This is a genomic window from Stenotrophomonas geniculata (assembly GCF_034508895.1).
Taxonomy (GTDB): domain Bacteria; phylum Pseudomonadota; class Gammaproteobacteria; order Xanthomonadales; family Xanthomonadaceae; genus Stenotrophomonas; species Stenotrophomonas geniculata.
In genome coordinates this window covers 632023-656365 of sequence record NZ_CP140571.1, presented here as the reverse complement: position 1 = coordinate 656365, position 24343 = coordinate 632023, and the positions used below count along the sequence as shown (strand labels likewise).

Genomic DNA, 24343 nt, shown 5'->3' with positions numbered 1-24343 from the left:
TCCTCAGTAGGTGCGGCGCAGTTCCAGCGCGCCATCCGGACGCGTCTGGCCAGCCACGGACCAACCCAGTTCCAGCGCCGACAGCAGCTCCTGTGCATCACCGGCGCGGAAGGTGCCGCTTACAGCCAGGTCGGTGATCTCCGGATCGACGATCACCAGCGGCGTGCGGCCATAACGGTTCATGCGCTCGACCACGATCGACAGGGGCGTGGCATCGAACACCAGTTGCCCCCGCAGCCAGCCTTCAGCGGCTGCGTTGGACGAGAGGGCAGGGCCCGGCTGGATGCGGCCGGAGGGCAGTACCTGCAGCTGTTGGCCAGGCGCCAGCGTGTGCTGCGCTGCGCCGTTGCTGACTTCCACGGCACCTTCCAGCAGCGCGACCTCGACCAGGCCGTCGCGCAGGCGTTCCACCTGGAAGGTCGTGCCGATGTCGCGGATCGTACTGTCGCCGGCGTGCAGTTTCAGCGCCTTGTTCGACGGTGCGACCTGCAGTTGCAGCCGGCCCCGCTCCAGCACCAGATCACGATGGCGCCAGCCGAAGCGGGCGTGGAGGGTGGTGCCGGCATCCAACATGGCGACGCTGCCGTCGGCCAGCGTCTGCTGCTGTGGCTGGTGCGAATCATTGGCGTAGACCTGCGGCGTCGGGTTGCCGTCGACGGCAACCATCCAGCCGATGCCGATCGCCATGCAGACACCGGCGGCAGCGGCCACGCCCGGCAGCCAGCGCCGGCGCGGCGGACGCGCCGCCCGTGCCGCGGCGGTGCGCAGCCAAGGGTCAGCCGCAAGCGCCGCACCCTGCTGGAACAGGGCTTCGGCCTGCACCCACGCTTTGACGTGGGCCGGATCTTCGGCCAGCCAGTCCTCGAACGCCTCGCGTTCGACCGACGTGCAGTCCGGGGCTTCCAGGCGGGCTACCCAGGCGCTGGCGCGTTCAAACAGCTGTGCATCATCCCTGTGCGGGGTGCCACTCATTGGCCGTCCCTGTCGTTGTGCAGCGGATCCGATCCCAACTCCTGACGCAGGCCCTGCAGGGCCCGGGCGATATGTTTTTCCACGGTCTTGGCAGTAATTCCACAATGCCGCGCGATCTGCGTGTAGCTCATGCCGGTGATGCGGTTGAGCAGATAGACCTCGCGTGCGCGTTCGGGCAGCTTGAACAGGGCCTGCCGCAGCAGGGACAGCATCTGCCCTGACTCGGCCTGGCGCAATGGATCGGGCGAGGAACTGGACGGTTCGTCGCTGCCATCGTGTTCGGCCAGCGGCAGATGCGGCCGCGACTGCGGCGAGCGGCCGCGGTCTGCCAGGCGGTTGCGGGCGATACGATACAGCAGCAGGCGCAGTTCGTCCGGGCCCTGTGCGCGGTAGCGGATCAGCCGCTCCATGCAGTCCTGCGCGATATCCTCCGCATCCTCAGGCCCGACCCCCCGCGTGCGCAGGAACGCGCACAGCGGTGCGCGCTCTTCGCGTACGAACGCGATGAAGGCATCCGCAGGTGCGGGTAGCTCCGGCGCGCGATGGATCAGGGGAGACGGGGTGGACAGGGCTGGCCTCGACTGTCGGTGGCGAATGCGTCATCGAGTTTTACGCGACGATGACCGGATGGGGAAGAGTGTGCATCGATCGGATTCTCATTGTGAATGTATTCATTTTTCAGGATCCGTTCCACTGGGGGAGATCACCCCGCTGTGGCGTTGATCGTTCTACCCGCGTGTTGCGGGTGGAGAGAGAACACATGAAGTATTCGAAGTTGAGCCTGGCCCTGGCCGGGCTGATGGGCGTTGCCGCCATATCCGTGGTGGATGACGTCATGGCAATGAATTATCACGTGCAGGGCGATCGCATCTTCCTGAGTGGCGATGTGACCTACGCCGACGTGGTGTCCCTGCCGGCACTGCTGGCCAAGGCGCAGGCCGAAGGCCGGCCGGTCCGTGAGGTGGTGCTGCGCACGTCCAATGGTGGTGCGTTGATCGCCGGCGAGTGGCTGCAGGGCATCATCCGCACCTCCGGACTGAACACCATCGTGTCCGGCAATTGCATCTCGTCCTGCTCGATCATGCAGTCTGGCGGCGTCGAACGCTATCTGGCCGGCGATCTGCCGCTCATCGACTCGGTGCAGATCCACGCGGCCAGCAGCGGCGGCAAGGTGATCTACACGCCGTCGCCGCGCATGACCCAGATCTACACCGGCAACTACGGTGGTGGCATGGATGCCGGGCTGCTGCACAAGGCCATGTACGAAGTGGTGAAGCCGAACGGCCTGCTGGTGTTCCGCGATCCGGCACGCAGCACCGGTTCCTCGGTCACCTTCGACCCCGATGGCAGTGGCAGCAAGCTGGAGTCGTTCCCCGGCCAGGACATCTACAGCAACAGGATCATCACCGCGAACGGGTACCGCGATCCGGGCGACACCTTGAATGTCACCGCCAACGTGACCGGCGACATCAACCCCGGCTACCTGCGTACCGGACGCCAGTTGCAGGCGTTCGTCGATGATGATTTCGCGCGCTGGAATACCGACTGGCGATCCACCTACATCAATCTCGCGCAGAGCATCTACAACGCATCCAGCAAGGGTCCGCAGGGCATCGGTGCGCTGTCGGTGCAGGGTTACCTCAGTGACCCGGACATCCAGGACCTGTTGCTGTCCAAGCTGCGGCTGGCTGATCTGGATGTCTCCACGCTGGACAACGCCATGGGCGTGATCCGGGTGACCAACGGCGCCACCTGGCGCACGTCCGCGACGACGGGTGCGGATTTCATGCTGGTCGACAATGGCACCATCGCGCTGGAAGGCGGTGCCCTGCGCGCATCGGAAGTGCGCGTGCTCGGCGCAGGCATGCTGGTCGGCCATGGCGATGTGGCGGGTACGGCGATGGACCGCGCTGCATTGCTGGACGGCACCGGCCCGTCGTACCGCGAAGACGGTTTCAACCGCCTGCGCGTGTTCGGCACGCTGATGCCGCGCGGTGGCGACCTGGTCACCCATGGCTACGTCAACATCATGCCGGGCGGCAAGGTGCTGTTCGACGTTACAGAGAATGGCGGCACCGCTGCAGGCCGCCTGCGCGTGGGTACCTTCTTCGATGACGAGCAGACCGAGGGGGCACTGGTGATCTCCAAGGGGGCCTTCCTCGAACTGAACGTGGCGCAGGGCTACTACGGCCAGGATTTCCGTCGTGATCTGGTTGAGGGCCCGATCTACCAGGGTGGCTTCGAAGAGGCCGTGCGCCTGGGTGACACCGGCTACAGTGCCAGCATCAGCGGTGATGTGTTCCGTCCCCGCCACAATTCGCTGTTGAGCTTCAACGTGAAGCAGACGGCCGATGGCCTGTGGCTGACCGCCAACCCCGGCTTTGACCAGCTGGGCCTGTTCGCCAACGGTACGTCCGGCGACGGCCTGGGCCGTGCGCTGGCGACGGCCTCCGATCGCCAGGACAAGGGGCTTAGATCGCTGCTGGGCGCACTGCAGTTCGCCGACCGCGATGTGATCGCACAACAGGCCGGTGCCCTGCGCGGTGATGCGCACGCCAGCCTGCGCCTGGCAGACACCGCACTGGTGGGCAGCATCGGCAACGTCGTGCAGCAGCACCAGTCGGCCATGCGCAGCGGCGGCGATGCCGATGGCCTGGCCTCGCAGGTGGCGCACTCGGTCTCCTCCCAGCCGGGCATGCGACATGGCAGCCTGTTCAACCAGCTGGCGATGCACCTGGTCGAACCGGCGCCGGGCAGCGTTGCGGGTAGCGGTGACGCCGGACGCAGCCATGGCATCTGGGCACGTGGTTTCGCCAGCCATGGCCGCATCGATGCCGACGGTGGCGTGGCCGGCCTGAGCCACAGCATCGGTGGCATCGTGGTCGGTGCCGACACCCGCGTGGCCGATGACCGTGTAACCCTGGGCGTCAGCGTGGCCGCGGCGGACATGTCGACCAAGGCCAGCGATGGCTCTGGTTTCACCGGTGATGTGCGCGCGCTGGACGTGGGCGGTTACCTCGATGCGACGTACGCGCGCGGCTATCTGTCGGCGGCCGTGCGCTACACCGATCTGCGGCATGACACCCGTCGCAGCATCGGCGGTATCGATGGCCTGCAGCAGCCCCTGCGCGCGAAGTACAGCAACGATGCGATCTCCGCACGTGTTGAACATGCGTTCTCGTTCACCACCGGCAAGGGCCTGGTGATCCAGCCGTTGCTGCCGGTGGTGGACTACGCGCGCACGTCGGCCACCCGCTTCAACGAAGGGCAGGGCGCCGGTGCGCTGGTTGGCCGCAGTGGCAGCCTGGAGAGCATCCGCGTGGGTGCGGGCCTGCAGCTGTTCAAGACCTTCGAAGGCAACAACGGTGAGCGCATCACCCCGCGCGCCCGGGTGGTCTGGCAGAAGGAGCTGGGCGATTCGCAGGCCCGCTACAGCACCGGCTTCGCCGCAGCTCCGGATCTGGTGTTCGGCGCCAGCAGCCAGGCGGTGGGCGAGCAGGTGCTGGCCTGGAACCTGGGTGTGACCAGCCGTGCCAGCGAGCGGCTGTCGATCATGGCCGATTACGTGGGCGAGCGCCGCGACGGGCAGATCCAGAACGGCGTGATGCTGGGCCTGGGCTACAGGTTCTAAGTGGCACCCGGCACCGGCGATGATGGCATCGCCGGTGCCATCCCAACGCGGGCGCTGCTGCGGTATGGTCGGTATGGCATTCCACCCAGGCCCATCCATGCAGATCGCCGTCTTCAGTGCCCGTCCCTACGACCGCCGCTTCCTTGATGAGGCGAACCAGCGCGATGCGGCTGGGGACGGCTTTGCGTTCGTGTACTTCGATGTGGCGCTGGACGTGCACACGGCGGCGCTGGCGCAGGATTGCGCAGCCGTCTGCGTGTTCGTCAACGACCGCCTGGATGGGCCGGTACTGCACGCCCTGCATGCGGTGGGGGTGCGGGCCGTGCTGCTGCGATGCGCAGGTTTCAACAACGTGGATCTGGCGGTTGCAAAAGCGCTGGATCTGTTCGTCGCACGCGTACCGGCCTATTCGCCGGAGGCGGTGGCCGAGCATGCGCTGGCGCTGGTGATGACCCTCAACCGGCAGACCCATCGCGCCTACAACCGGGTGCGCGAAGGCAACTTCATGCTCGATGGCCTGCTCGGGCGCACCCTGCATGGCCGCACCGTGGGCATCATCGGTACCGGCAAGATCGGCCTGGCCACTGCGCGCATCTTCAGGGGCATGGGCTGCATCGTGCTGGGGCACGACCCGTATCCGTCGGCTGCGTTCGGCGGAATCGGCGATAGGGTCGGACTGGATGAACTGCTGGCACGCGCCGACATCGTGTCGCTGCATTGCCCGCTGACGCCCGAGACCCACCACCTGATCAATGATGCGTCGCTGGCGCGGATGAAGCCGGGCGCGATGCTGGTCAATACCTCGCGCGGCGCACTGGTCGATACCCATGGGGTGATCCGCGCGCTGAAGGCGCGCCGGCTGGGTCATCTGGCCATCGACGTCTACGAGCAGGAAAGCGCGCTGTTCTTCCAGGACCTGTCCGGCGAGATCATCGATGATGAGGCATTCCAGCGCCTGATGACCTTCCCCAATGTGCTGGTGACCGGCCACCAGGGCTTCTTCACCGTGGAGGCGCTGCAGGAAATCTCGGCGATCACGCTGGGGAACCTGCAGGATTTCGCGGCCGGGCGGGTGTGCGCCAATTTGGTGAGGACTGGCTGATCCGGCGACATCGTGACTGCGGCGCCTGTTGTGTCGCGCACCACATGTCCAGATTCACACGAACGCGAAGTGCAGCCGGAGGTGGCGCTGGGTGCGCTGGTGCTGGTGGCGGACGGCGATGCCGGCTTCAATGATGGCTTCAACGGCGTCCGGAACGAATGCGATGGCGTCGAGCGGTCGTGCTGTGGCGCAACGCGACAGGTTGGGATGTGATGCGTACCATCAAGGCGGCCAAGGGGGCCGCCGACGATTCCTGTACCTATGAGTAAAACGACGTTCCGAGCCACCATGAAGTGGGTCAACCTCGCGGCGGCGGCTTCAATTGACCTGCTGACCGGCACCCTCTAGAATTGCCTGCTAAGCCGGAATAGCTCAGTTGGTAGAGCGGCGCATTCGTAATGCGTAGGTCGCAGGTTCGACTCCTGTTTCCGGCACCAGTTGCATGAAAAGCCCCGGCCTTGGCCGGGGCTTTTTGTTTGGGCGGATGTGGGAAATCATGGGCGCGAACCCCTATCAGGTTCAAGCGCCCGCACCGGCTGCCGCAGCACGGTCTTCAACCGCGCAGCGTCGGTCCTGCGCGGGTCGCCCAGGTAGATCTCGTGATGGGGGCCGGCGAAGGTGTAGCCCAGCGAAGGCATCAGTTCGTCGTGCAGATGGGCCAGGGCCGGACCCTCGTCATCGTAGGCGCCTACATGCAGGGTCTGCAGGCAGATGCCCTCCTCAATCACCTGATGGCGAAGACTGGCCGGTGCGTCGCCCAGTTTTTTCGCCGCCTTGGCGATGGCAGCCTCCAGCTGCTCTGGACGGATCCCGTCCGGCGTACGGATCATCACCGTCCACCTCCACTCATCCTTGCGGCGTTCCACAAAGCTCGACGGATCCTCTGCGGTCCAAAGCGCTTCCAGCGGTGGCACCACGTAGTCCCGGCCCTTGGCCTTCAGCGCGAACTTCAGTGCATAGCTGACCGAGTAGAGCCACTGCACCGCCTGCACATACGCGGGGGCGGTATTCGGATCCCCGTGGCCGTCGACCATCAGGTAGGGCAGGGGCGGTACGTCCACCGTCACGAACCGGCCCACCGGGGGCTGGTACAGCGCGCGATCGCGCTTCTTGAAGTCGATCTTGTCCATGGGCTTCCTCCAGCGCCGAGCATCCCATGCCGGGCACCCGTCAGCACACCTGAACAGGTTCAGATGACTTTGCCGAACGAGGGCGGACCGCCGGCCAGCACCCGATGCTAGGATGCCGCCCTCGGGTGTTCTGCCCGCCGCGCCCGTGCGGTGCGACAACGTGTCGCAGCCAGAAACGAGCGTTTCCTGCGCTCGATCATTGTCAATGCCTTTCTTAAATGGTGGGTGACGGCCTAAAATTGAAAGGCTGACTCGACCCCACCTCCCTACCTGTCTTCCGGACCGGTGGGACCGGCTTTGGCCGGAACAGGCAGGACGGGGAACGGCATTCCCTCGCAATTGGATCGACCGATGATTCCGTTGAAAACCCTTGGGCGCTGGTTGCGCCCGGGCCTGCTGCTGTCGTTGCTGGTGATGCTCACCGGCTGCGATGCCGTGGCCATCCTCAGTCCGAAGGGCCAGATCGGCCAGGATGAGAAGACCCTGCTGATCACGGCCACCGTGCTCATGCTGCTGGTCGTCATCCCGGTCATCATCATGACCCTGACCTTCGCGTGGAAGTATCGCGCCTCCAACACCAAGGCCCGTTACGAGCCGAAGTGGTCCCACTCGACGGCGATCGAGGTGGTGGTGTGGTCCATTCCCTGCATGATCGTGCTGGTGCTGGCGGTCCTGACCTGGCGTTCGTCGCACGCGCTGGACCCGTACAAGCCGCTGGATTCGGACGTCAAGCCGGTCACCATCGAGGCGATCTCGCTGGACTGGAAGTGGCTGTTCATCTATCCGGAAGAGAAGGTGGCGGTCGTCAACGAAATCAAGTTCCCGGTCAACACGCCGCTGAACTTCAAGATCACGTCCGATTCGGTGATGAATGCCTTCTTCATCCCGCACCTGGGCAGCATGATCTACTCGATGGCTGCGATGGAGACCAAGCTCCATCTGATCGCCAACGAGACCGGTGAATTCCCGGGCATGTCCTCGCACTACAGCGGCGCGGGCTTCGCCAAGATGCACTTCACCGCCTACTCGGTCACCGATGCCGAATACCGCCAGTGGCTGGACCAGGTCCGTGCCGGCGAGCAGACCCTGGACAAGACCTCGTTCAAGGCGCTGGGTGAAGCACGCAACGCCGAGTGGTACCCGGTCACCTACTTCGGCAAGACCGAAGAAGGCCTGTTCGACTGGGTCATCGCCAAGCACATGGGCGACAACAAGCACTACGGCATGAAGCACTCGCACGCTGGTGCCGCCGCTGCCGATGCCGCCAGCCATGAAGCGCACGAGGGCCACGCCCCCAGTGACGCACATGATTCCAAGGAATCGGGTGAAAACCTGGATGCCAACGAACACGAACACGCGGGCCATGCCGGCCACGCGGGTTCGGGAGAATGAACATGTTGGGAAAACTCTCTCTTGAGTCGATCCCCCACGATCCAATCGTGCTGACCACCCTGGTCGGCGCGGTGCTGGGTGGCCTGGGCGTCATGGCCCTGATCACCAAGTTCAAGCTGTGGGGCTATCTGTGGAAGGAGTGGTTCACCTCGGTGGATCACAAGAAGATCGGCGTGATGTACCTCATCGTCGCCTTCGTCATGCTGCTGCGCGGCTTCTCCGACGCCATCATGATGCGTACCCAGCAGGCGCTCGCCGTCGGCGGGTCCGAGGGTTACCTGCCGCCGCACCACTACGACCAGATCTTCACCGCCCACGGCGTGATCATGATCTTCTTCGTGGCGATGCCGCTGATCACCGGCCTGATGAACCTGGCCGTGCCGCTGCAGATCGGTGCGCGCGACGTCGCGTTCCCGTTCGTCAACTCGCTCAGCTTCTGGCTGTTCGTGTCGGGCGCTGTGCTGATCATGCTGTCGCTGTGGATCGGTGAGTTCGCTGCCACCGGCTGGCTGGCGTTCCCGCCGTTGTCGGGCATCGAATACAGTCCAAGCGTCGGCATGGACTACTACATCTGGGGTCTACAGGTCGCAGGCCTGGGTACCACGCTGAGCGGTATCAACTTCTTCATCACCATCCTGAAGATGCGTACCCCCAGCATGAAGCTGATGCAGATGCCGGTGTTCACCTGGACCGCCCTGGTGACCAACGTGCTGATCGTGGCCGCCTTCCCGGTGCTGACCATCACCCTGGTGCTGCTGACCCTGGATCGTTACCTGGGTACGCACTTCTTCACCAATGACGGTGGCGGCAACGCCATGCTGTACATCAACCTGATCTGGATCTGGGGTCACCCGGAGGTGTACATCCTGGTCCTGCCGGCGTTCGGTGTGTTCTCCGAAGTCATCGCGACCTTCTCGCGCAAGGCGCTGTTCGGCTACAAGGGCATGGTCTACGCCACCGCCTGCATCGGCGTGCTGTCGTTCATCGTGTGGCTGCACCACTTCTTCACCATGGGCTCGGGTGCCAACGTCAATGCCTTCTTCGGCATCACGACGATGATCATCTCGATCCCGACCGGCGTGAAGATCTTCAACTGGCTGTTCACCATGTTCCGCGGCCGTGTGCACTTCACCACTCCGGTGCTGTGGACCATCGGCTTCATGGTCACCTTCGTCATCGGCGGCATGACCGGCGTGATGCTGGCGATCCCGGCCATCGACTTCGTGCTGCACAACAGCCTGTTCCTGATTGCCCACTTCCACAACGTCATCATCGGCGGCGTGGTGTTCGGCATGTTCGCCGGCATCACCTACTGGTGGCCGAAGATGTTCGGCTTCCGCCTGAACGAGTTCTGGGGCAAGTGCGCTTTCTGGTGCTGGTTCATCGGCTTCTACGTGACCTTCATGCCGATGTACGTGCTGGGCTTCATGGGCATGACCCGTCGCCTGCAGAGCACCGTCAACCCGGCCTACGAGCCGCTGCTGCTGATCGCCGCCGCAGGTGCCTTCATCGTTGGCGCCGGCATCCTGTGCCAGATCATCCAGGTGGCCGTGTCGATCCGCGACCGCAAGAAGACCGTCGACCTGACCGGCGACCCGTGGGATGCCCGTACGCTGGAGTGGGAAACCTCTTCGCCGCCGGCCTTCTACAACTTCGGCACGCTGCCGGAAGTCACCGAACTGGACGATTTCTGGGAGCGCAAGCAGCGTGGTGAAGCCTGGCCGAAGCCGGCCAAGTACACCGACATCCACATGCCGCGCAACACCGGCACGGGCGTTGTCATCGGTGCCTTCAGCCTGGTGTTCGGCTTCGCGATGATCTGGCACATCTGGTGGCTGGCCATCGTCGGCTTCATCGGCATGATCGCCACGTTCATCTACCGCACCTTCGACCAGGACGTGGACTACTGGGTCCCGGCCGCCGAGGTGGAACGCATCGAGAACGAACACCGCAAGCACCTGGAAGCCCAGGGCCTGGTGAAGTCGGAGCTGAAGGCATGAGCACCAATACCTCGACCCTGAGCCACGGGCACGCCGCGCACGCGGCGGCCCATGGCCATGACGACCACGAGCACCACGACACCGGCGGCAATACCGTCTTCGGTTTCTGGGTGTACCTGATGAGCGACTGCCTCATCTTCGCCTCGCTGTTCGCCACCTACGTGGTGCTGGCAGGCGGCACCGATGGTGGCCCCACCGCGAAGGACCTGTTCGAACTGCCGTTCGTGGCATGGGAAACCGCGCTGCTGCTGACCTCGTCGCTGACCTTCGGCCTGGGCATGATCGCCATGCACCGCAAGCAGATGGGCCAGATGTACCTGTGGCTGGGCATCACCTGGCTGCTGGGCTTCGGCTTCATGTGCATGGAAGTGTGGGAGTTCCAGCACCTGATCCACCAGGGCTACGGTCCGGACCGCAGTGCCTTCCTGTCGGCGTTCTTCGCCCTGGTTGGTACCCACGGCCTGCACGTCAGCGCCGGCCTGCTGTGGCTGCTGGTGATGTTCGTGCAGCTGAAGAAGTACGGCCTGACCCCGACCAACAAGACCCGCATGGCGTGCCTGAGCCTGTTCTGGCACTTCCTGGACCTGATCTGGATTGGTGTGTTCTCCGTCGTCTACCTCAATGGAGCCCTGTAATGGCACATGACAACCATGCACACGACCACGGCACCGGCGGCGAAAGCCATGGCACCGTGAAGTCGTACCTGATCGGCTTCGTGCTGGCGGTGGTGCTGACCGTCATCCCGTTCTGGATGGTGATGTCGGGTGATTTCTCGCGCACCGTCAACGGTGTGGTGATCGCGATCACCGCGGTGCTGCAGATGCTGGTTCACCTGGTGTTCTTCCTGCACCTGGACCGCTCTTCGGAAAGCCGCTGGAACGTCAACGCTGCGGCCTTCACCGTGGTGGTGATCGGCATCATCGTGGTCGGCACCCTGTGGGTCATGCACAACATGAACGTGCACATGATGCACTGACGTCTTCGCGACGTTGCCACGCAGAAAGGCCGCCCTCGGGCGGCCTTTCTGTTTGCCGTGGGAGGGGCGGCGAGGAACATCCACGCACGGCGTGGATCTACTGATGAGGTGGGTGCGGAGCTTGCTCCGCACATCGGCTCAGCCCACCCGGCGCAGAAATTCCTCGGCGTCCATCGGTCGGCCCAGGTGGTAGCCCTGCAACTGGTCGCAGCCCAGTTCGCTCAGGTACTCGCGCTGCGCCTGCGTCTCCACGCCTTCGGCCACCACCTGCAGCTGCAGGGTGCGTCCCAGCGCGATGATCGACGAGACGATGGCGGCGTCCTCTTCATTGCATTCCAGGTCATGCACGAACGCGCGGTCGATCTTCAGTTCGGTGGCCGGCATGCGTTTCAGGTACAGCAGGCTGGAATAGCCCGTGCCGAAGTCGTCGATGGCAATGTGCACGCCCATCGCGGTCAGGTCGTTGAGGATCGCCAGGCTGGCGTCGACGTCCTTCATCGCGGTGGTCTCGGTGATCTCCAGGGTCAGCCGCGCCGGCTCGATGTGGTGCCGTTCGAGCACCCCGCGCACGCTGTCCAGAAGGGCCGGGGAGGAGAACTGCAAGGGCGACAGGTTCACTGCCATCGACCATTCGGCATGTCCGGCATCGTGCCACGCACGCAACTGCGCACAGGCGCGGTCCAGCACCCAGTCGCCGATCGGCAGGATCAGGCCACTGCGTTCGGCAATGGGGATGAACACGTCCGGCGCCAGCAGGCCCAGCTCCGGATGCTGCCAGCGCAGCAGCGCCTCGGCGCCGGTGGCTGGCGCGCCCGCGGCCGGGAACTTGGGCTGGTAATGCAGGATCAGTTCATTGCGCATCACGGCCTTGCGCAGGTCCTGCAGCAGGCGCAGCTGACGGTTGGCGCTGAGCTGCATCGAGGGGGTGAAGAACGTATAGCCGTTCCGCCCGGTTTCCTTGGTGTGGTACATCGCAGCGTCGGCGTGTGCCATCAGCTCGCGCTCGTTGCCGGCGTCATCCGGGTACAGGGCGATGCCCAGGCTGGCGCTGACCTGCAGCTCGGCTGCATCCAGCAGGAACGGTTCGCCAGCCGCCGCGATGATCCGCTCGGCCACCACCACCGCATCGTCGGGAATATCGATGGCCAGCACGATCACGAACTCGTCGCCGCCGAGGCGGGCGAAGGTGTCCTGCGGACGCAGCAGGCCGCCGATACGCTGCGCCACCGCCACCAGCAGGCGGTCGCCCAGCTGGTGCCCGTAGGCATCGTTGACCGCCTTGAAGCCGTCCAGGTCGCAGAACATCACCGCCACCGCATGGTTGCGGCGCCGCGCCTTCTCGATGGCCTGCTCGATGCGGTCCTGCAGCAGCATGCGGTTGGGCAGCTGGGTCAACGGGTCGTGCAGGGCGGCCTGAATCAGCTTGTTGTTGGCATGCGCCAGCGAATCGGCCAGCAGGCCAGTGCGCACGCGCATCTGCCGGTCGAACAGCGAGGCGACCAGGGCGATACCCAGCGTGGCCACGGTGGTGACGATCACCAGCACCGCCAGCCAGCGCGTGTCGATGCCACCGCTGCCGACCGCGCCGCAGATGCTGCCCTCCGGGAAGCGCGCCGCGGCCATGCCGGTGTAGTGCATGCCGACGATGGCCAGGCCCATCACCAGCGAGGCCAGTGCGCGCAGGCGCATGGTGTTGCGCTGCTCGGCACGCAGGCGGAATGCGATCCACAGCGCAGCACCGGCGGCGCCGATGGCCACCGCAATGGAGGCGGCGAACCAGCCCGGGTGATAGTCGATGCCCGGCTGCATGCGCATCGCGGCCATGCCGAGGTAGTGCATCGTGGCAATGCCCAGGCCCATCAGCACGGCGCCGGCCAGCAGCCGTCGCCAGGGCAGGCTGGGCCGCGACACCAGCCACAGCGCATAGGCAGAGGCGCCGATCGACACGGCCAGCGAGTAGAGGGTGATGCCGAGGTCGTAGCCGACCGGGATCGGCAGGTCGAAGGCCAGCATGCCGATGAAATGCATCGACCAGATACCCAGGCCCATCGCCGCTGCACCGCCGGCCAGCCACCAGCGGGCCACGCGGCCCTCGGCCGTGGCCAGGCGGCCGGCCATGTCCAGCGCCGTGTACGAAGCAAGAATGGCCACCAGCAGGGAGATGGCGACCAGGCTCTGACTGTAACTGCCAGTCATGTTGAATCCAGAGGGGGAGGGAGGGGGCGCCCGCAAGGCGCACGCCCGCGACAGCTATCGGCGCGGGGGGGCGGGACTTGAGCGGTCGCAGCACCTGCGACCCGGCTCGGCTATCCTGCCACGCCTGTTCCCGTTGCTGGAAATCATCCAATGGCAAAAGCCCGCACCGCCTACGTCTGCAATGAATGCGGCGCCGAATTCAGCAAGTGGCAGGGCCAGTGCACCGAGTGCAACGCCTGGAACTCGCTGTCGGAAATCGTGCTGGAGAGCGCGGCGGCGGCCAAGGCGCCAACGTCGCGCCGGGCCGGCTGGGCGGGCAAGATCGACCCGCCGAAGATCACCGCGCTGAAGGACGTGGAGCAGACCGAGCACCGCCGGGTCAGCACCGGCATCGGCGAGTTCGACCGCGTGCTCGGCGGCGGTCTGGTCGAAGGCGCGGTGGTGCTGGTCGGTGGCGACCCCGGCATCGGCAAGTCGACCCTGCTGCTGCAGGCGGTGGCGAAGATGGCGGCTGAATTGCCGGTGTTGTACGTCACCGGCGAGGAGTCGCTGGCGCAGGTGGCTGGCCGCGCGCATCGCCTGGAGCTGCCGCTGGATGGCGTCAATGCGCTGGCCGAGACCGGCGTCGAGTCGATCCTGCAGCATGCGTCCAAGGCCGGCCCGCGGCTGATTGTGGCCGACTCCGTGCAGACCCTGTGGACCGAGAGCCTGACCGCCGCGCCGGGCTCGGTCAGCCAGGTACGCGAGAGTGCTGCGCGGCTGGTGCGCTTCGCCAAGGAAACCGGCACCGCCGTGTTCCTGGTCGGTCACGTGACCAAGGAGGGCGGCATCGCCGGCCCGCGCGTGCTCGAACACATGGTCGATGCGGTGCTGTATTTCGAAGGCGAGAGCGGCAGCCGCTTCCGCCTGCTGCGCGCCTTCAAGAACCGCTTCGGTGCAGTCAACGAGCTGGGCGTGTTCGCGATGGGCGACAAGGGCCTGAAGGAGGTCTCCAACCCATCGGCGATCTTCCTGTCCGGTGGCAGCACCCATCAACCGGGCAGTTGCGTGATGGTCACCCGCGAGGGCACCCGGCCGCTGCTGGTGGAGGTGCAGGCGCTGGTTGATGCGTCGCCGCTGTCGAACCCGCGCCGTGTCGCGGTTGGCCTGGAGCAGAACCGGCTGGCCATGCTGCTGGCGGTGCTGCATCGCCACGGCGGTGTGCTGGTCGGCGATCAGGATGTGTTCGTCAATGTGGTCGGTGGCATTCGCGTGCAGGAGACCGCGGCCGACCTGCCGGTGCTGCTGGCGGTGCTGTCCTCGCTGCAGGATCGGCCGCTGGCGGAGAAGACCATTGCCTTCGGCGAAGTCGGTCTGTCCGGCGAGATCCGGCCGGTGCCCAATGGCGAAGACCGCCTGCGTGAGGCGGCCACCCATGGCTTCAAGCGCGCCATCGTGCCCAAGGCCAATGCGCCGAAGGGCGGTTCGGTGAAAGGCATGGAAGTGATCGCGGTGGAGCGCCTGTCCGAGGCCATCGACGCGGCGTGATGCCAGCACTGTAGAGCCGAGCCCACGCCCGGCTGCTTTCTGTAGCGTCGAGCCATGGTCGACGGGTGGTCGAACAGCAGCCGAGCATGGCTCGACGCTACAAAGAGCGAACAGCAGCCGAGCATCGGCTCGGCGCTACACATGTCCAATGCAGCAACGGTCAGCTTCCCTGTGCTAGTTTTTCCCGCTCGACGAAGACGCCCTCTGGCGTCTTTCCGTGCCCAGGAGTAAACGATTACATGCAGGACACCGCGCTCACCGCCCCCAACGCCGAAATCCGTCGCGCCGGGGTCGATCTCAATGGACTGATGACGGTGCTGGGCAAGCACCTGTATTCCACCCCGGTGGTGGCGCTGCGTGAGCTGGTGCAGAACGCGCACGATTCGATCATCCGTCGCCGCATCGAACAGCCCGGCATCGAAGTGCCTTCGCGCATTTCGGTGCAGGTCGATGCCGCCGCTGGCGTACTGCGCATCACCGACACCGGTGCCGGCCTGACCCGCCAGGAAATCCACGATTACCTGGCCACCGTCGGCGTCGGCTACACCCGTGGCCTGCGCCAGGGCGGCGAGGACGATGAAGGCCTGATCGGCATGTTCGGCCTCGGTTTCCTGTCGGCCTTCGTGCTGGCGCGCCGGGTCAGCGTGCGTACCACCTCGTACCAGACGCCGGAACTGGGTCACCTGTACGTGTCCAGCAATGCCGAGCAGTACACCGTCAGTGAGGTGCCGGCACGTGCGATCGGTACCGAGGTGGAACTGGAGCTGCATCCGGATTTCCTGCCGCTGGCCAACGAAGCGCGCCTGCACGAGGTGCTGGGCCGTTACTGTGCGCTGCTGTCCGAGCCGATCTTCATCGGCGCTGCCGGCGAGGCGCTCAATCCCGAGCCGCCGCCGTGGCGTGGGCAGGGGGATGTTGCTCTGCATCCGGTGCAGGCGCGCCGCCAGGCGCTGCAGTTCGCTGCGCGCTTCGAGCACGATTTCGAGCCGATCGTCACCGTGCCGTTGCGTGCCGATGGCAACAGCGATGCCACCGGCCTGCTGTGGGTGCAGGACGGCGCTACCTACGGCACCAGCGACAACCGCAACCTGTCGGTGTTCGTGCGCGGCATGCTGTTGGATGACGATGCGCGCGACCTGCTGCCGCCCTGGGCTGGGTTCATTGGCGGGGTGATCGAATCCTCGCGGCTGACGCCTACCGCCAGCCGCGAAGATCTGCAGCGCGACGACCAGTACCGCGCCGTGCAGCATGCGCTGCTGGAAGCGCTGATTGATGGCCTGGCCGACGTCGCGCGGCAGCAGCCGGAGGCCTGGCGACGCGTTCTCACGCGCCACAATGAGGCCTTGCTGGGCGCAGCGCTGTGCGATGATCGCCTGTTCGACCTGTTGCTGGAACACGTGCGCGTGCCGACCTCGCAGGGCGACCTGCCGGCCAGTGCGCTGCCCGCACGTGGCGCCGTGCACGTGATCCTCGACAACGGCGGCGGCTTCGAGGAAATGCTGTTCCGCGCGATGGGCGTGCCGGTCGCGCACGGCCATCGCTATGCGGTGGTGCCGTTCCTGCGCCGTTGGGCCCAGGCCAAGGGCCTGCGCTTGGTTGAATTGGGGACCGAACAGGGCAACCGTGCACTGTTCCGCAGCGATGACAGCCTCGACGAGGCGCAGCTGGCATGGCTGCGCGAGCAGCTCGGTGACGGCGAACAGCTGCTGCCGGCACGCTTCAGCCCCGAGTCGCTGCCGGTGGTGGTGGTGCCCGACCGCGAAGCCGAGCTGAAGCAGCGCCTGGAAGACGACGAGAACGACAAGCGCGTTTCGATGGCCGCGCTGCGCCTGGCCCGGCAGTTCACCGCGCGCATCGAATCGCGCGCACCGTCGCGGCTGTACCTCAACCTCGACAACCCGGCCGTGCAGGCGCTGTTGCGCGCCCAGCGCGAGGGGCATCCACAGGCCGAAGCCGCAGCCCGCCTGCTGCGCTCACTGAAGATCATCGTCGCCGCGCAGGGCCGCCCGCTGGCACGCGCGAACACTACGCCCGGCCCGGATCTCAACGGCGCCTTTACCGATATCGCCGGTGCCCTGCAGCAGATGCTGCACTGAGCACCGTACCTTCTCATCCAGCCTTCGCTAGACAGGAGCACTTACCCCATGGACATCTGGAACTGGGTCGAAAAACTGCAGGGTGACCTGCGCCAGGCGGGCCAGGCGCAGAACGCGCACCTGCTGAACCGTCTCGCCGACGAGGTGAGCGAACTGCGTGTCGACCGCGTCGACGCGCTGCTGCCTGAAGCGCGTGCGCTGGGCAAGGCGCTGGACAACCCGTGGGTCGACGTCTACGTCGGCCACTGGGCGCTGCGCAATCGCGTCGGCAACCGCGTCGAAGGCGAAAGCGCGCTGGGCGAAGCCGTGGCGCTGTTCGAGCGTGCGCATCGTGAGGACACGATGGAGTGCCCGCAGTCGATCTGCGTGACCCAGGATCTGGCTGCCTGCTACGGCAACATCGATGGCCCGGGCTGGGTTCCCGAACGTGTCGAGGTGTGCGATGAAACGCTTGCACGCATCGATCCAAGCTGGGCCTGCTTCCAGTGCCTGAGCTGCGAAAAGGCCGATGCGCTGCTGGATGATGGCCGCGGCCAGGATGCGCTGGATTACCTGCAGGTGCAGTCGGATGCGATCGAGGCCTGCGGCAAGGAAGTGTTCGACAGCTTCCCGGAAATGCAGATCAAGATCCTGCTGGGCATGGGTCGCGCCGAAGAAGCGCTGTTGCTGATCGAGAAGCGAGAGGCCGAAGTGGCCGCGTCGGGCGAGTACGAGCCGGCCAACTGCACGGTGCCGCGCCGCCTGTCCAAGGCATGGGCGCTGGCCCAGCTGGGCCGCGACGAAGAGGCCGTGCAGCAGCTGGTGCCGTGGAGCGAACTGACGCCTACCTACTGGCGACTGTGGGCGAACACGGCCGCAGCGCTGTGCCGGCGCAATCCTGCACGCAATACCTGGGATCTGGGCACGCGCTTCAACACCATCATCGAACACTTTGCCGAGGTTGGCTCGCACCGCCTGCTGATCGAAGTCGCTGCGCTGAGCCTTGAACTGGCGCTGCAGCGAGGTGCACGCTGGGTGGCGCTGCGCCAGCTGGAACTGGCGCGTACCCATCTGGCGCAGCTGCGCCAGGACCGTGGTGCGGCAGCATTGGTGGCCGACCTGGCCGCGCGTATCGATGCATTGCCTGACGTTGCGCCGCTGCCGGTGCCGGCCAGCGAACTGCTGGCCTGGCTGAACGAGCAGGGGGAGCAGAACCAGTCGCGCGATCCGGAGCGCGAGGCCCAGTGGCTGCTGCAGGCACAGGCGCAGCTGCCCGATGACGAGGCGCTGGCTGAGATGGCTGCCTCGGCATTGAGCGCCTGTGGTGCGCAGGCGGAAGCGCGCGCATTGCTGTGGCGATTCGTGCGCGCACACGATCAGGATGATGGCCCGGCCGCCTACACGCTGATGCGCTGGCTGACCGAGCAGGGCGACGACGAGGGCCTGCGTCAGCTGGCCGGGATCTACCGTGGCAGCGTGCCGGTGTTCGCGCACTGGTGCGAGGTGCAGCGTGCACGTCGCGTGTCCGATTGGCCGGCGCTGGAGCAGGCCGCGCAGGCGCTGCTGGCCGCCTCGCCGGGTTCGCACGGCGCGCGGGGCACGCTGGCGCGCATGTACATGGAAACCGGCCGTTTCCGTGAAGCACAGGCCTGCTATGCGCAGCTGGTGGAGCTGCTGGAGGAACCCAACGCCGCGCACTGGGACCACATGAGTGCGGCCAGCGCGGCACGCGACTGGGATGCGGTGCGCCGCTCGGCGGCGGCGATCGGCATGGAGTTGTCCAGCCAGGATGGCGTGGTCGAGGAGCCGTGGGGCTGGGTGATCATCCGCAGTGAAGAGAATGGCGAGCCGATGGAGTACTACGCCCGTCGCAATGGCCCGGTGACCGCACGCATCGTCGAGAACGCACCGGCCAACCGTGCCCAGCAGGTCGGCGACTGGGTGGTGTTTGATGCCGCGCTGGTGCACCCGGCACCGGAGGAAGAAGAGGCCCGCGAGCACTTCATTCCGACCTATGCGCAGGTCCATGTGCTGGAACGCGGTGGTTTTGCCCGCAGCTGGCTGGTCGATGGCGCGCACCCGGGCGAAGAAGCCTGGAACGCCTTCGTCGAGGCGGCCGAAGCACAGGGTTGGAAGGTGTGGTCGCACAGCCGCGCGGACTACACCGTGACCGACCCCGACATGGAGGGAGGCACCCTGCCGGGCGTGCTGTTCACCGTTGCGCAGCCGCAGGACCACGCACCGCTGGCGCTGCACCGCTTCCTGCAGCAGGAGACCGCGAAGTGGCCGCACCCACACTGCTGGCTGCGGCTGGCCGAAGCCTGCGACCAGGACCGCCAGCCGCATCTGGATGTGATCGAGCGTTACGGGTTGTAAGTAGAGCCGAGCCTGCGCTCGGCTTATGCTGGAACGCAGCCGAGCATGGGCTCGGCTCTACAACAGATCGCCATCACGACCAAAGGGATTGGACATGCGAAAGACAGGGATGTTGATGATTGCCGGCCTGCTGCTGGCGCCAGCAGCACAGGCCGCGCCCGCCTGCCAGGAACCGGCAGCTGTGGCCCGCGCGTTCTACGAAGCGACGACGGGCGATGGCGACCTGCTGGAACCGCCGCCCGCGCTGGTCAGCCCCGGCTTCGGCAAGGCCCTGCGCGGCGAGCGCGCCTGCCAGCAGCGCGAAGAGGGCATCTGCACGATCGATTCCGATCCGTGGCTGGATGCGCAGGACGGCGACATCGAAACCCCTGTGCGTTACAGCTGGAAAGAGGCGTCGGCCACCGCCGGCGAGGTTGAGATGCGCTATTCGGTTTGGAAGAAGGCCTACGTGACCCGTCTATCGATGGTGCGCCAGGGGCAGGGCTGCTGGCAGGTCGATGACATCCTCACCAACAGCGGCCGTTCGGTGCGGAAGATCCTGGCCCAGCCTTGACGTTAGCGCCGGTGGCTGCCGACCGTTGGTCGGCACACCGCCTATCGCGAATGCCCGAACACCAGCTCGATCACGAACTGGCTGCCGAAGAACGCCAGCAGCAGCAACAGCATCGCCGCCAGCGTCCAGTGCACCGCCTTCATGCCGCGCCAGCCGTAGCGGCGGCGGCCGATCAGCAGCACGCCGAACACGATCCACGACAGCACGCTCAGCACGGTCTTGTGTACCAGCTTCTGTGCCAGCAGGTCGTCGACGAACAGCACGCCGGTGACCAGGGTCAGGGTCAGCAGCGCGAAGCCGACGGTGATCACCCGGAACAACAGCGATTCCAGGTCGGCCAGCGGCGGCAGCGCCCGCAGCCACGGGCGGAACTCGCGGCGGCGCAGTGCGCGCTCCTGCAGCCACAGCATGATCGCCAGCAGCGCGGCGATGCTCAGCGTGGCGTAGGCCAGCAGCGCCAGCCAGGCGTGGCTGGCCAGGCGCCAGCCCAGCACCTTGCTCGGTTCGTGGCCGTAGCCGTGGTAGGCCAGCAGCAGCACCGCGGCCAACGGGAACACCACCACGCCCAGTGCCGACATCCGCCCACGCGCGCCGACCAGCGAGGTCAGCCACGCCATGCCCAGGCCGACCAGCGACAGCGCGGCGAAGAAGTGCATGTCCGGCCCGCCGTTGGTGCGCATCGCCACCATCACGTGGTAGCCGCCATGCAGCAGCATCGCCGGCAGGGCGGGCCACAGCCAGGTGGGGGAACCGGTGCTTTCATCGCGGCCGAGCGCGCGCACCAGCAGGGCACTGGCAGCCAGGTAGAGCAGGACGGCGATGAGAACGATTGTCATCGTTGCAGTTTCGCATACCCCTGCGATAGTGGCGACGGCCCCGTGGTCGCAGTCCGGGGAGGGGAGCGGACCCGTTATACTGTCTGCCTTATTGTCCCCCGCTTTCAGACAGGTTGCGTCGCATGTTCGAGTCCCTGACCCAGCGCCTTTCCGGCACCATCGAGCGCCTGCGTGGCCGCGGCCGCCTGACCGAGGAGAACATCCGCGAGGCGACCCGCGAAGTGCGCATCGCGCTGCTTGAAGCCGACGTTGCGCTGCCGGTGGTGCAGGCGCTGATCGAGCGCATCAAGGTGCGCGCGGTCGGTCAGGAAGTGCTGAAGTCGCTGACCCCGGGCCAGGCCCTGATCAAGGTCGTGCGCGACGAGCTGACCGCAGTGATGGGTGCTGAAGCCAGCGACCTGAACCTGAATGTCCCGGCCCCGGCCATCATTCTGATGGCAGGCCTGCAGGGTGCCGGCAAGACCACCACGGTGGGCAAGCTGGCCAAGCACCTGAAGGAAAAGCGCAAGAAGAAGGTGATGGTGGTGTCGGCCGACGTTTATCGTCCGGCCGCGATCGAGCAGCTGAAGACCCTGGCCGAGCAGGTCGGCGTGCTGTTCTTCCCGTCCAGCGCCGACCAGAAGCCGGAAGCCATCGTGCGCGCCGCCATCGACGATGCACGCAAGTCGTTCGTCGACGTACTGCTGGTCGATACCGCCGGCCGCCTGGCCATCGACGAAGCGATGATGGCCGAGATCAAGGCCCTGCACGCGGCGGTGAACCCGGCCGAAACCCTGTTCGTGGTCGACGCGATGACCGGCCAGGACGCAGCCAACACCGCGAAGGCCTTCGGCGATGCGCTGCCGCTGACCGGCGTGGTGCTGACCAAGACCGACGGCGACGCCCGCGGCGGTGCCGCGCTGAGCGTGCGCTACATCACCGGCAAGCCGATCAAGTTCGTCGGTGTCAGCGAAAAGCCGGAAGGCCTGGACGTGTTCCACCCGGACCGCATCGCCAGCCGCATCCTCGACATGGGCGATGTGCTGTCGCTGGTCGAGCAGGTCGAACAGCAGGTCGACAAGGACAAGGCCGCCAAGCTGGCCGAGAAGGTCGCCAAGGGCAAGAAGTTCGACCTGAACGACATGCGTGACCAGCTCGAGCAGATGCAGAACATGGGCGGCATCGGCGGCCTGATGGACAAGCTGCCGGGCCTGGGCAACATCCCCGACCATCTGAAGCAGCAGGTCAGCCAGGGCAAGGAAGTGCCGCGCATGATCGCCATCATCAACTCGATGACCAAGAAGGAACGGCGCAATCCGAACCTGCTCAACGGCTCGCGCCGCGCGCGCATCGCCAAGGGCTCGGGCGTGACCCCGGCCGACGTCAACAAGCTGATGAAGCAGTACATGCAGATGGAAAAGATGATGAGCAAGATGGCTGGCGGCGGCATGAAGGGCATGTTGCGCAGCATGAAGGGCATGATGGGCGCCATGGGCGGCCGCGGCATGCCGTTCCGTTGATGACGGCCCGGTCGCAGTCTGATGTAGCGCCCGAGCCTGTGCTCGGGCGGCGGCGCGCAGGCGACGCAACAAGCCGCCGGGCAGGCTCGACTCTACCCCCGCCCTGCGCGCACCATGGGGGCCTGTCCGAAACGATGGGCCGTCATGCAGAGTTCCGCTGTATCTTCCCGCGTCGAGGCGTTCTGCCGGCGCTTTGACGTTTCCGTTCCGATCCTGCTGGCACCGATGGCCGGCGCCTGTCCGGTGCCGTTGTCGGCCGCGTTGGCCAATGCCGGCAGCATGGGTGCGATGGGCGCGGTGCTGTCGTCATCTGCCGATATCGGTCGCTGGATGGAGGACTTCCGCGCGACCTCCACCGGCCCGGCACAGGTGAACCTGTGGGTGCCTGACCCCGTGCCGACCCGTGATGTTGCCGCCGAGGCCGCCAGCCGCGCCTTCCTCGCCCAATGGGGCCCGGACGTGCCGGCCAGCGCCGCCGATGCCACGCCCGCCGACTTCGAAGAACAGTTCGCCGCGCTGCTGGCGGCGCGTCCGGCGGTGGCCTCGACCATCATGGGTGTGCTGCTGCCGCGCCACGTGCAGCAGCTGAAGGACGCCGGCGTCGCCTGGATCGCGTGCGCGACCACGTTGTCTGAAGCACGCGCCGCCCAGGATGCCGGTGCCGATGCCGTGGTGGCGCAGGGCGTGGAAGCGGGTGGGCATCGTGGTTCATTCGATCCGGCGATGGCCGAGCGCCAGCTGGTCGGCCTGTTCGCGCTGCTGCCACGGCTGGCCGATCACCTGCACATCCCGGTGATTGCCGCCGGCGGCATCGCCGATGGCCGTGGTATCGCCGCCGCACTCACCTTGGGCGCCAGCGCCGTGCAGATCGGCACCGCGTTCCTGCGCACGCCGGAAGCGGCGATCGCCTCGGCGTGGGCCGATGGGCTGGCCGCCAGCGAACCGGAAGACACCTGGCCGACCCGTGCCTTCAGCGGTCGTCTGGGCCGTGGTCTGGCGACACCCTACGTGCGCGCCGCCGCCGCAGAAGGCGCCCCGGCGCCGCGTCCGTACCCGGTGCAGCGCGGCCTGACCGCGCCGATGCGCAAGCAGGCCGTGCAGGAAAACCGCCTGGCCGCGATGCAGGCCTGGGCCGGGCAGTCGGCATGGATGGCGCCGGCACAGCCGGCCGCAGACGTGCTGCGCGGCATGTGGAGCCAGGCGCAGGCACTGCTGCGATGACGCTGACCTGCAACGGCCAGCCGGCGCAGGTGGAGGATCTGCTGCCGGCGCTCGTCAACTACGGCCACTTCACCTCGCTGCAGGTGCGCGACCACGCGGTGCAGGGACTGGACCTGCATCTGGCGCGGCTGTCGCATGCCACGCGCGAGCTGTTCGGTAGCGAGCTGGATATGGCGCAGGTGCGGGCTTGGATGGTGCAGGCGCTGCGGCAAGCGGGGCAGGGCGATGCCTCGTTGCGGGTGACGGTGTATTCGCGCCACTTCGATTTCCGCAATCCGCTGGCGGCGGTGCCCGTGGACGTGCTGGTGGCGGCGTCCGCGCCGGTGACGCTGACCGCCTCCAAGCGTGTGCGCAGCGTGGCCTGGCAGCGTGAACTGCCGCAGATCAAGCACGTCGGCACGTTTGGCCTGTTCGCCGAGCGCCGTGCGGCGATGGCGGAAGGATTCGACGATGTGCTGTTCGTGACCGTCGATGGCGAAATGAGTGAAGGCAGCACCTGGAACCTGGCCGTGCACGATGGTGAACGGCTGCTCTGGCCGCAGGCGCCGGCCCTGCGCGGGACCGCCGAGGCGCTGCTGAAGCAGCATTGGCCGGGGGCGCAGGCCACGCAGCCATTGCGGCTGGCGGATATGGCCGGCGTGAAAGCCGCTTTTGCCTGCAACGCCAGCGGTCTGTGGGCGCTGGAGGCCATCGACGGGCATGTCCTGCCCGGCTCGCAGGCACTGGCTGAACAGGGCAGAGCGGTGCTTGCGGCGGTGGCTTGGGACGGTTTGGGGTGAAAAGCCCGCCGGGCATGGCCCAGCACTACCGTGAAGGCTGGTCACCCATGGGGTTGGCTCGGCCGGGCTCTGCCGCTA

At 66.3% G+C, this 24343-nt stretch carries 18 protein-coding genes and 1 tRNA gene; 14 read left to right on the top strand and 5 right to left on the bottom strand.

Features of this window, described 5'->3' with window-relative positions; translation table 11 throughout:
- Positions 1–3: 3 nt before the first annotated feature.
- Positions 4–972, bottom strand: a complete 969-nt coding sequence (locus RI032_RS03125) for a FecR family protein (protein WP_010483297.1) — start codon at positions 970–972, stop codon at positions 4–6.
- Positions 969–1448 (bottom strand): RNA polymerase sigma factor, encoded by a 480-nt coding sequence (locus tag RI032_RS03120; protein ID WP_229301228.1) that lies wholly within the window; start codon positions 1446–1448, stop codon positions 969–971. Before RI032_RS03120 ends, RI032_RS03125 begins: the two co-directional genes overlap by 4 nt.
- 284 nt (positions 1449–1732) lie before the next feature.
- Between RI032_RS03120 and RI032_RS03115 the strand changes: the two genes are divergently transcribed.
- From RI032_RS03115 to RI032_RS03105, 3 genes are all read left to right on the top strand, one after another.
- Positions 1733–4603 carry an autotransporter family protein gene (locus tag RI032_RS03115; protein WP_322547830.1) on the top strand — a complete coding sequence of 957 codons (2871 nt, stop codon included), beginning with the start codon at positions 1733–1735 and terminating at the stop codon, positions 4601–4603.
- Between the two features lie 97 nt (positions 4604–4700).
- Positions 4701–5705: a 2-hydroxyacid dehydrogenase gene (locus RI032_RS03110; RefSeq protein ID WP_322547829.1), complete on the top strand. Its 1005-nt coding sequence runs from the start codon at positions 4701–4703 to the stop codon at positions 5703–5705.
- A 361-nt stretch (positions 5706–6066) separates the two neighbouring features.
- Positions 6067–6142: transfer RNA gene (locus RI032_RS03105), tRNA-Thr, on the top strand.
- Between the two features lie 57 nt (positions 6143–6199).
- On the opposite strand, the gene RI032_RS03100 is transcribed toward RI032_RS03105, so the two are convergent.
- Positions 6200–6835 (bottom strand): GyrI-like domain-containing protein, encoded by a 636-nt coding sequence (locus RI032_RS03100; protein ID WP_010483289.1) that lies wholly within the window; start codon positions 6833–6835, stop codon positions 6200–6202.
- 351 nt (positions 6836–7186) lie between these two features.
- Between RI032_RS03100 and cyoA the strand changes: the two genes are divergently transcribed.
- From cyoA to cyoD, 4 genes are read left to right on the top strand one after another with little or no spacing between them, the layout of a single operon-like run.
- The gene (gene cyoA / locus RI032_RS03095; RefSeq protein WP_010483288.1) at positions 7187–8227 is read left to right on the top strand and encodes a ubiquinol oxidase subunit II; all 1041 of its coding nucleotides are present in this window, start codon (positions 7187–7189) and stop codon (positions 8225–8227) included.
- A gap of 2 nt (positions 8228–8229) precedes the next feature.
- Positions 8230–10227 carry a cytochrome o ubiquinol oxidase subunit I gene (cyoB, locus tag RI032_RS03090; RefSeq protein WP_109814353.1) on the top strand — a complete coding sequence of 666 codons (1998 nt, stop codon included), beginning with the start codon at positions 8230–8232 and terminating at the stop codon, positions 10225–10227.
- A complete protein-coding gene (gene cyoC / locus RI032_RS03085) occupies positions 10224–10862 on the top strand; it encodes a cytochrome o ubiquinol oxidase subunit III (RefSeq protein ID WP_005408583.1) in 639 nt (212 codons plus the stop codon). Before cyoB ends, cyoC begins: the two co-directional genes overlap by 4 nt.
- Positions 10862–11203, top strand: coding sequence for a cytochrome o ubiquinol oxidase subunit IV (gene cyoD / locus RI032_RS03080; protein ID WP_005408584.1), 342 nt, complete (start codon positions 10862–10864; stop codon positions 11201–11203). Before cyoC ends, cyoD begins: the two co-directional genes overlap by 1 nt.
- A gap of 138 nt (positions 11204–11341) precedes the next feature.
- Here the strand turns inward: cyoD and RI032_RS03075 are convergent, their stop codons facing one another.
- Positions 11342–13399 carry a putative bifunctional diguanylate cyclase/phosphodiesterase gene (locus RI032_RS03075; RefSeq protein ID WP_010483277.1) on the bottom strand — a complete coding sequence of 686 codons (2058 nt, stop codon included), beginning with the start codon at positions 13397–13399 and terminating at the stop codon, positions 11342–11344.
- Between the two features lie 150 nt (positions 13400–13549).
- On the opposite strand from RI032_RS03075, the gene radA reads away from it, so the two are divergent.
- The 4 genes from radA (at position 13550) to RI032_RS03055 (ending at position 19930) form a co-directional block, all read left to right on the top strand.
- Positions 13550–14926, top strand: coding sequence for a DNA repair protein RadA (gene radA / locus RI032_RS03070; protein ID WP_071305678.1), 1377 nt, complete (start codon positions 13550–13552; stop codon positions 14924–14926).
- Between the two features lie 239 nt (positions 14927–15165).
- Positions 15166–17022 (top strand): ATP-binding protein, encoded by a 1857-nt coding sequence (locus RI032_RS03065; RefSeq protein WP_134959110.1) that lies wholly within the window; start codon positions 15166–15168, stop codon positions 17020–17022.
- A gap of 48 nt (positions 17023–17070) precedes the next feature.
- Complete coding sequence (locus RI032_RS03060) at positions 17071–19377, top strand: tetratricopeptide repeat protein (RefSeq protein WP_322547828.1); 2307 nt, start codon at positions 17071–17073, stop codon at positions 19375–19377.
- A 94-nt stretch (positions 19378–19471) separates the two neighbouring features.
- A complete protein-coding gene (locus tag RI032_RS03055; protein WP_049411349.1) occupies positions 19472–19930 on the top strand; it encodes a YqhG/Tai3 family protein in 459 nt (152 codons plus the stop codon).
- Positions 19931–19971: 41 nt separating this feature from the next.
- Here the strand turns inward: RI032_RS03055 and RI032_RS03050 are convergent, their stop codons facing one another.
- On the bottom strand, positions 19972–20766 hold the full coding sequence (locus tag RI032_RS03050) for a cytochrome C assembly family protein (RefSeq protein WP_010483269.1): 795 nt from the start codon (positions 20764–20766) through the stop codon (positions 19972–19974).
- A 122-nt stretch (positions 20767–20888) separates the two neighbouring features.
- On the opposite strand from RI032_RS03050, the gene ffh reads away from it, so the two are divergent.
- From ffh to RI032_RS03035, 3 genes are all read left to right on the top strand, one after another.
- The gene (gene ffh, locus RI032_RS03045) at positions 20889–22265 is read left to right on the top strand and encodes a signal recognition particle protein (RefSeq protein WP_010483267.1); all 1377 of its coding nucleotides are present in this window, start codon (positions 20889–20891) and stop codon (positions 22263–22265) included.
- 144 nt (positions 22266–22409) lie between these two features.
- Positions 22410–23486, top strand: coding sequence for an NAD(P)H-dependent flavin oxidoreductase (locus RI032_RS03040; RefSeq protein WP_057502589.1), 1077 nt, complete (start codon positions 22410–22412; stop codon positions 23484–23486).
- The gene (locus RI032_RS03035) at positions 23483–24265 is read left to right on the top strand and encodes an aminotransferase class IV family protein (protein WP_057502588.1); all 783 of its coding nucleotides are present in this window, start codon (positions 23483–23485) and stop codon (positions 24263–24265) included. The genes RI032_RS03040 and RI032_RS03035 overlap by 4 nt, the downstream gene beginning before the upstream one ends.
- The last annotated feature ends 78 nt before the right edge of the window (positions 24266–24343 follow it).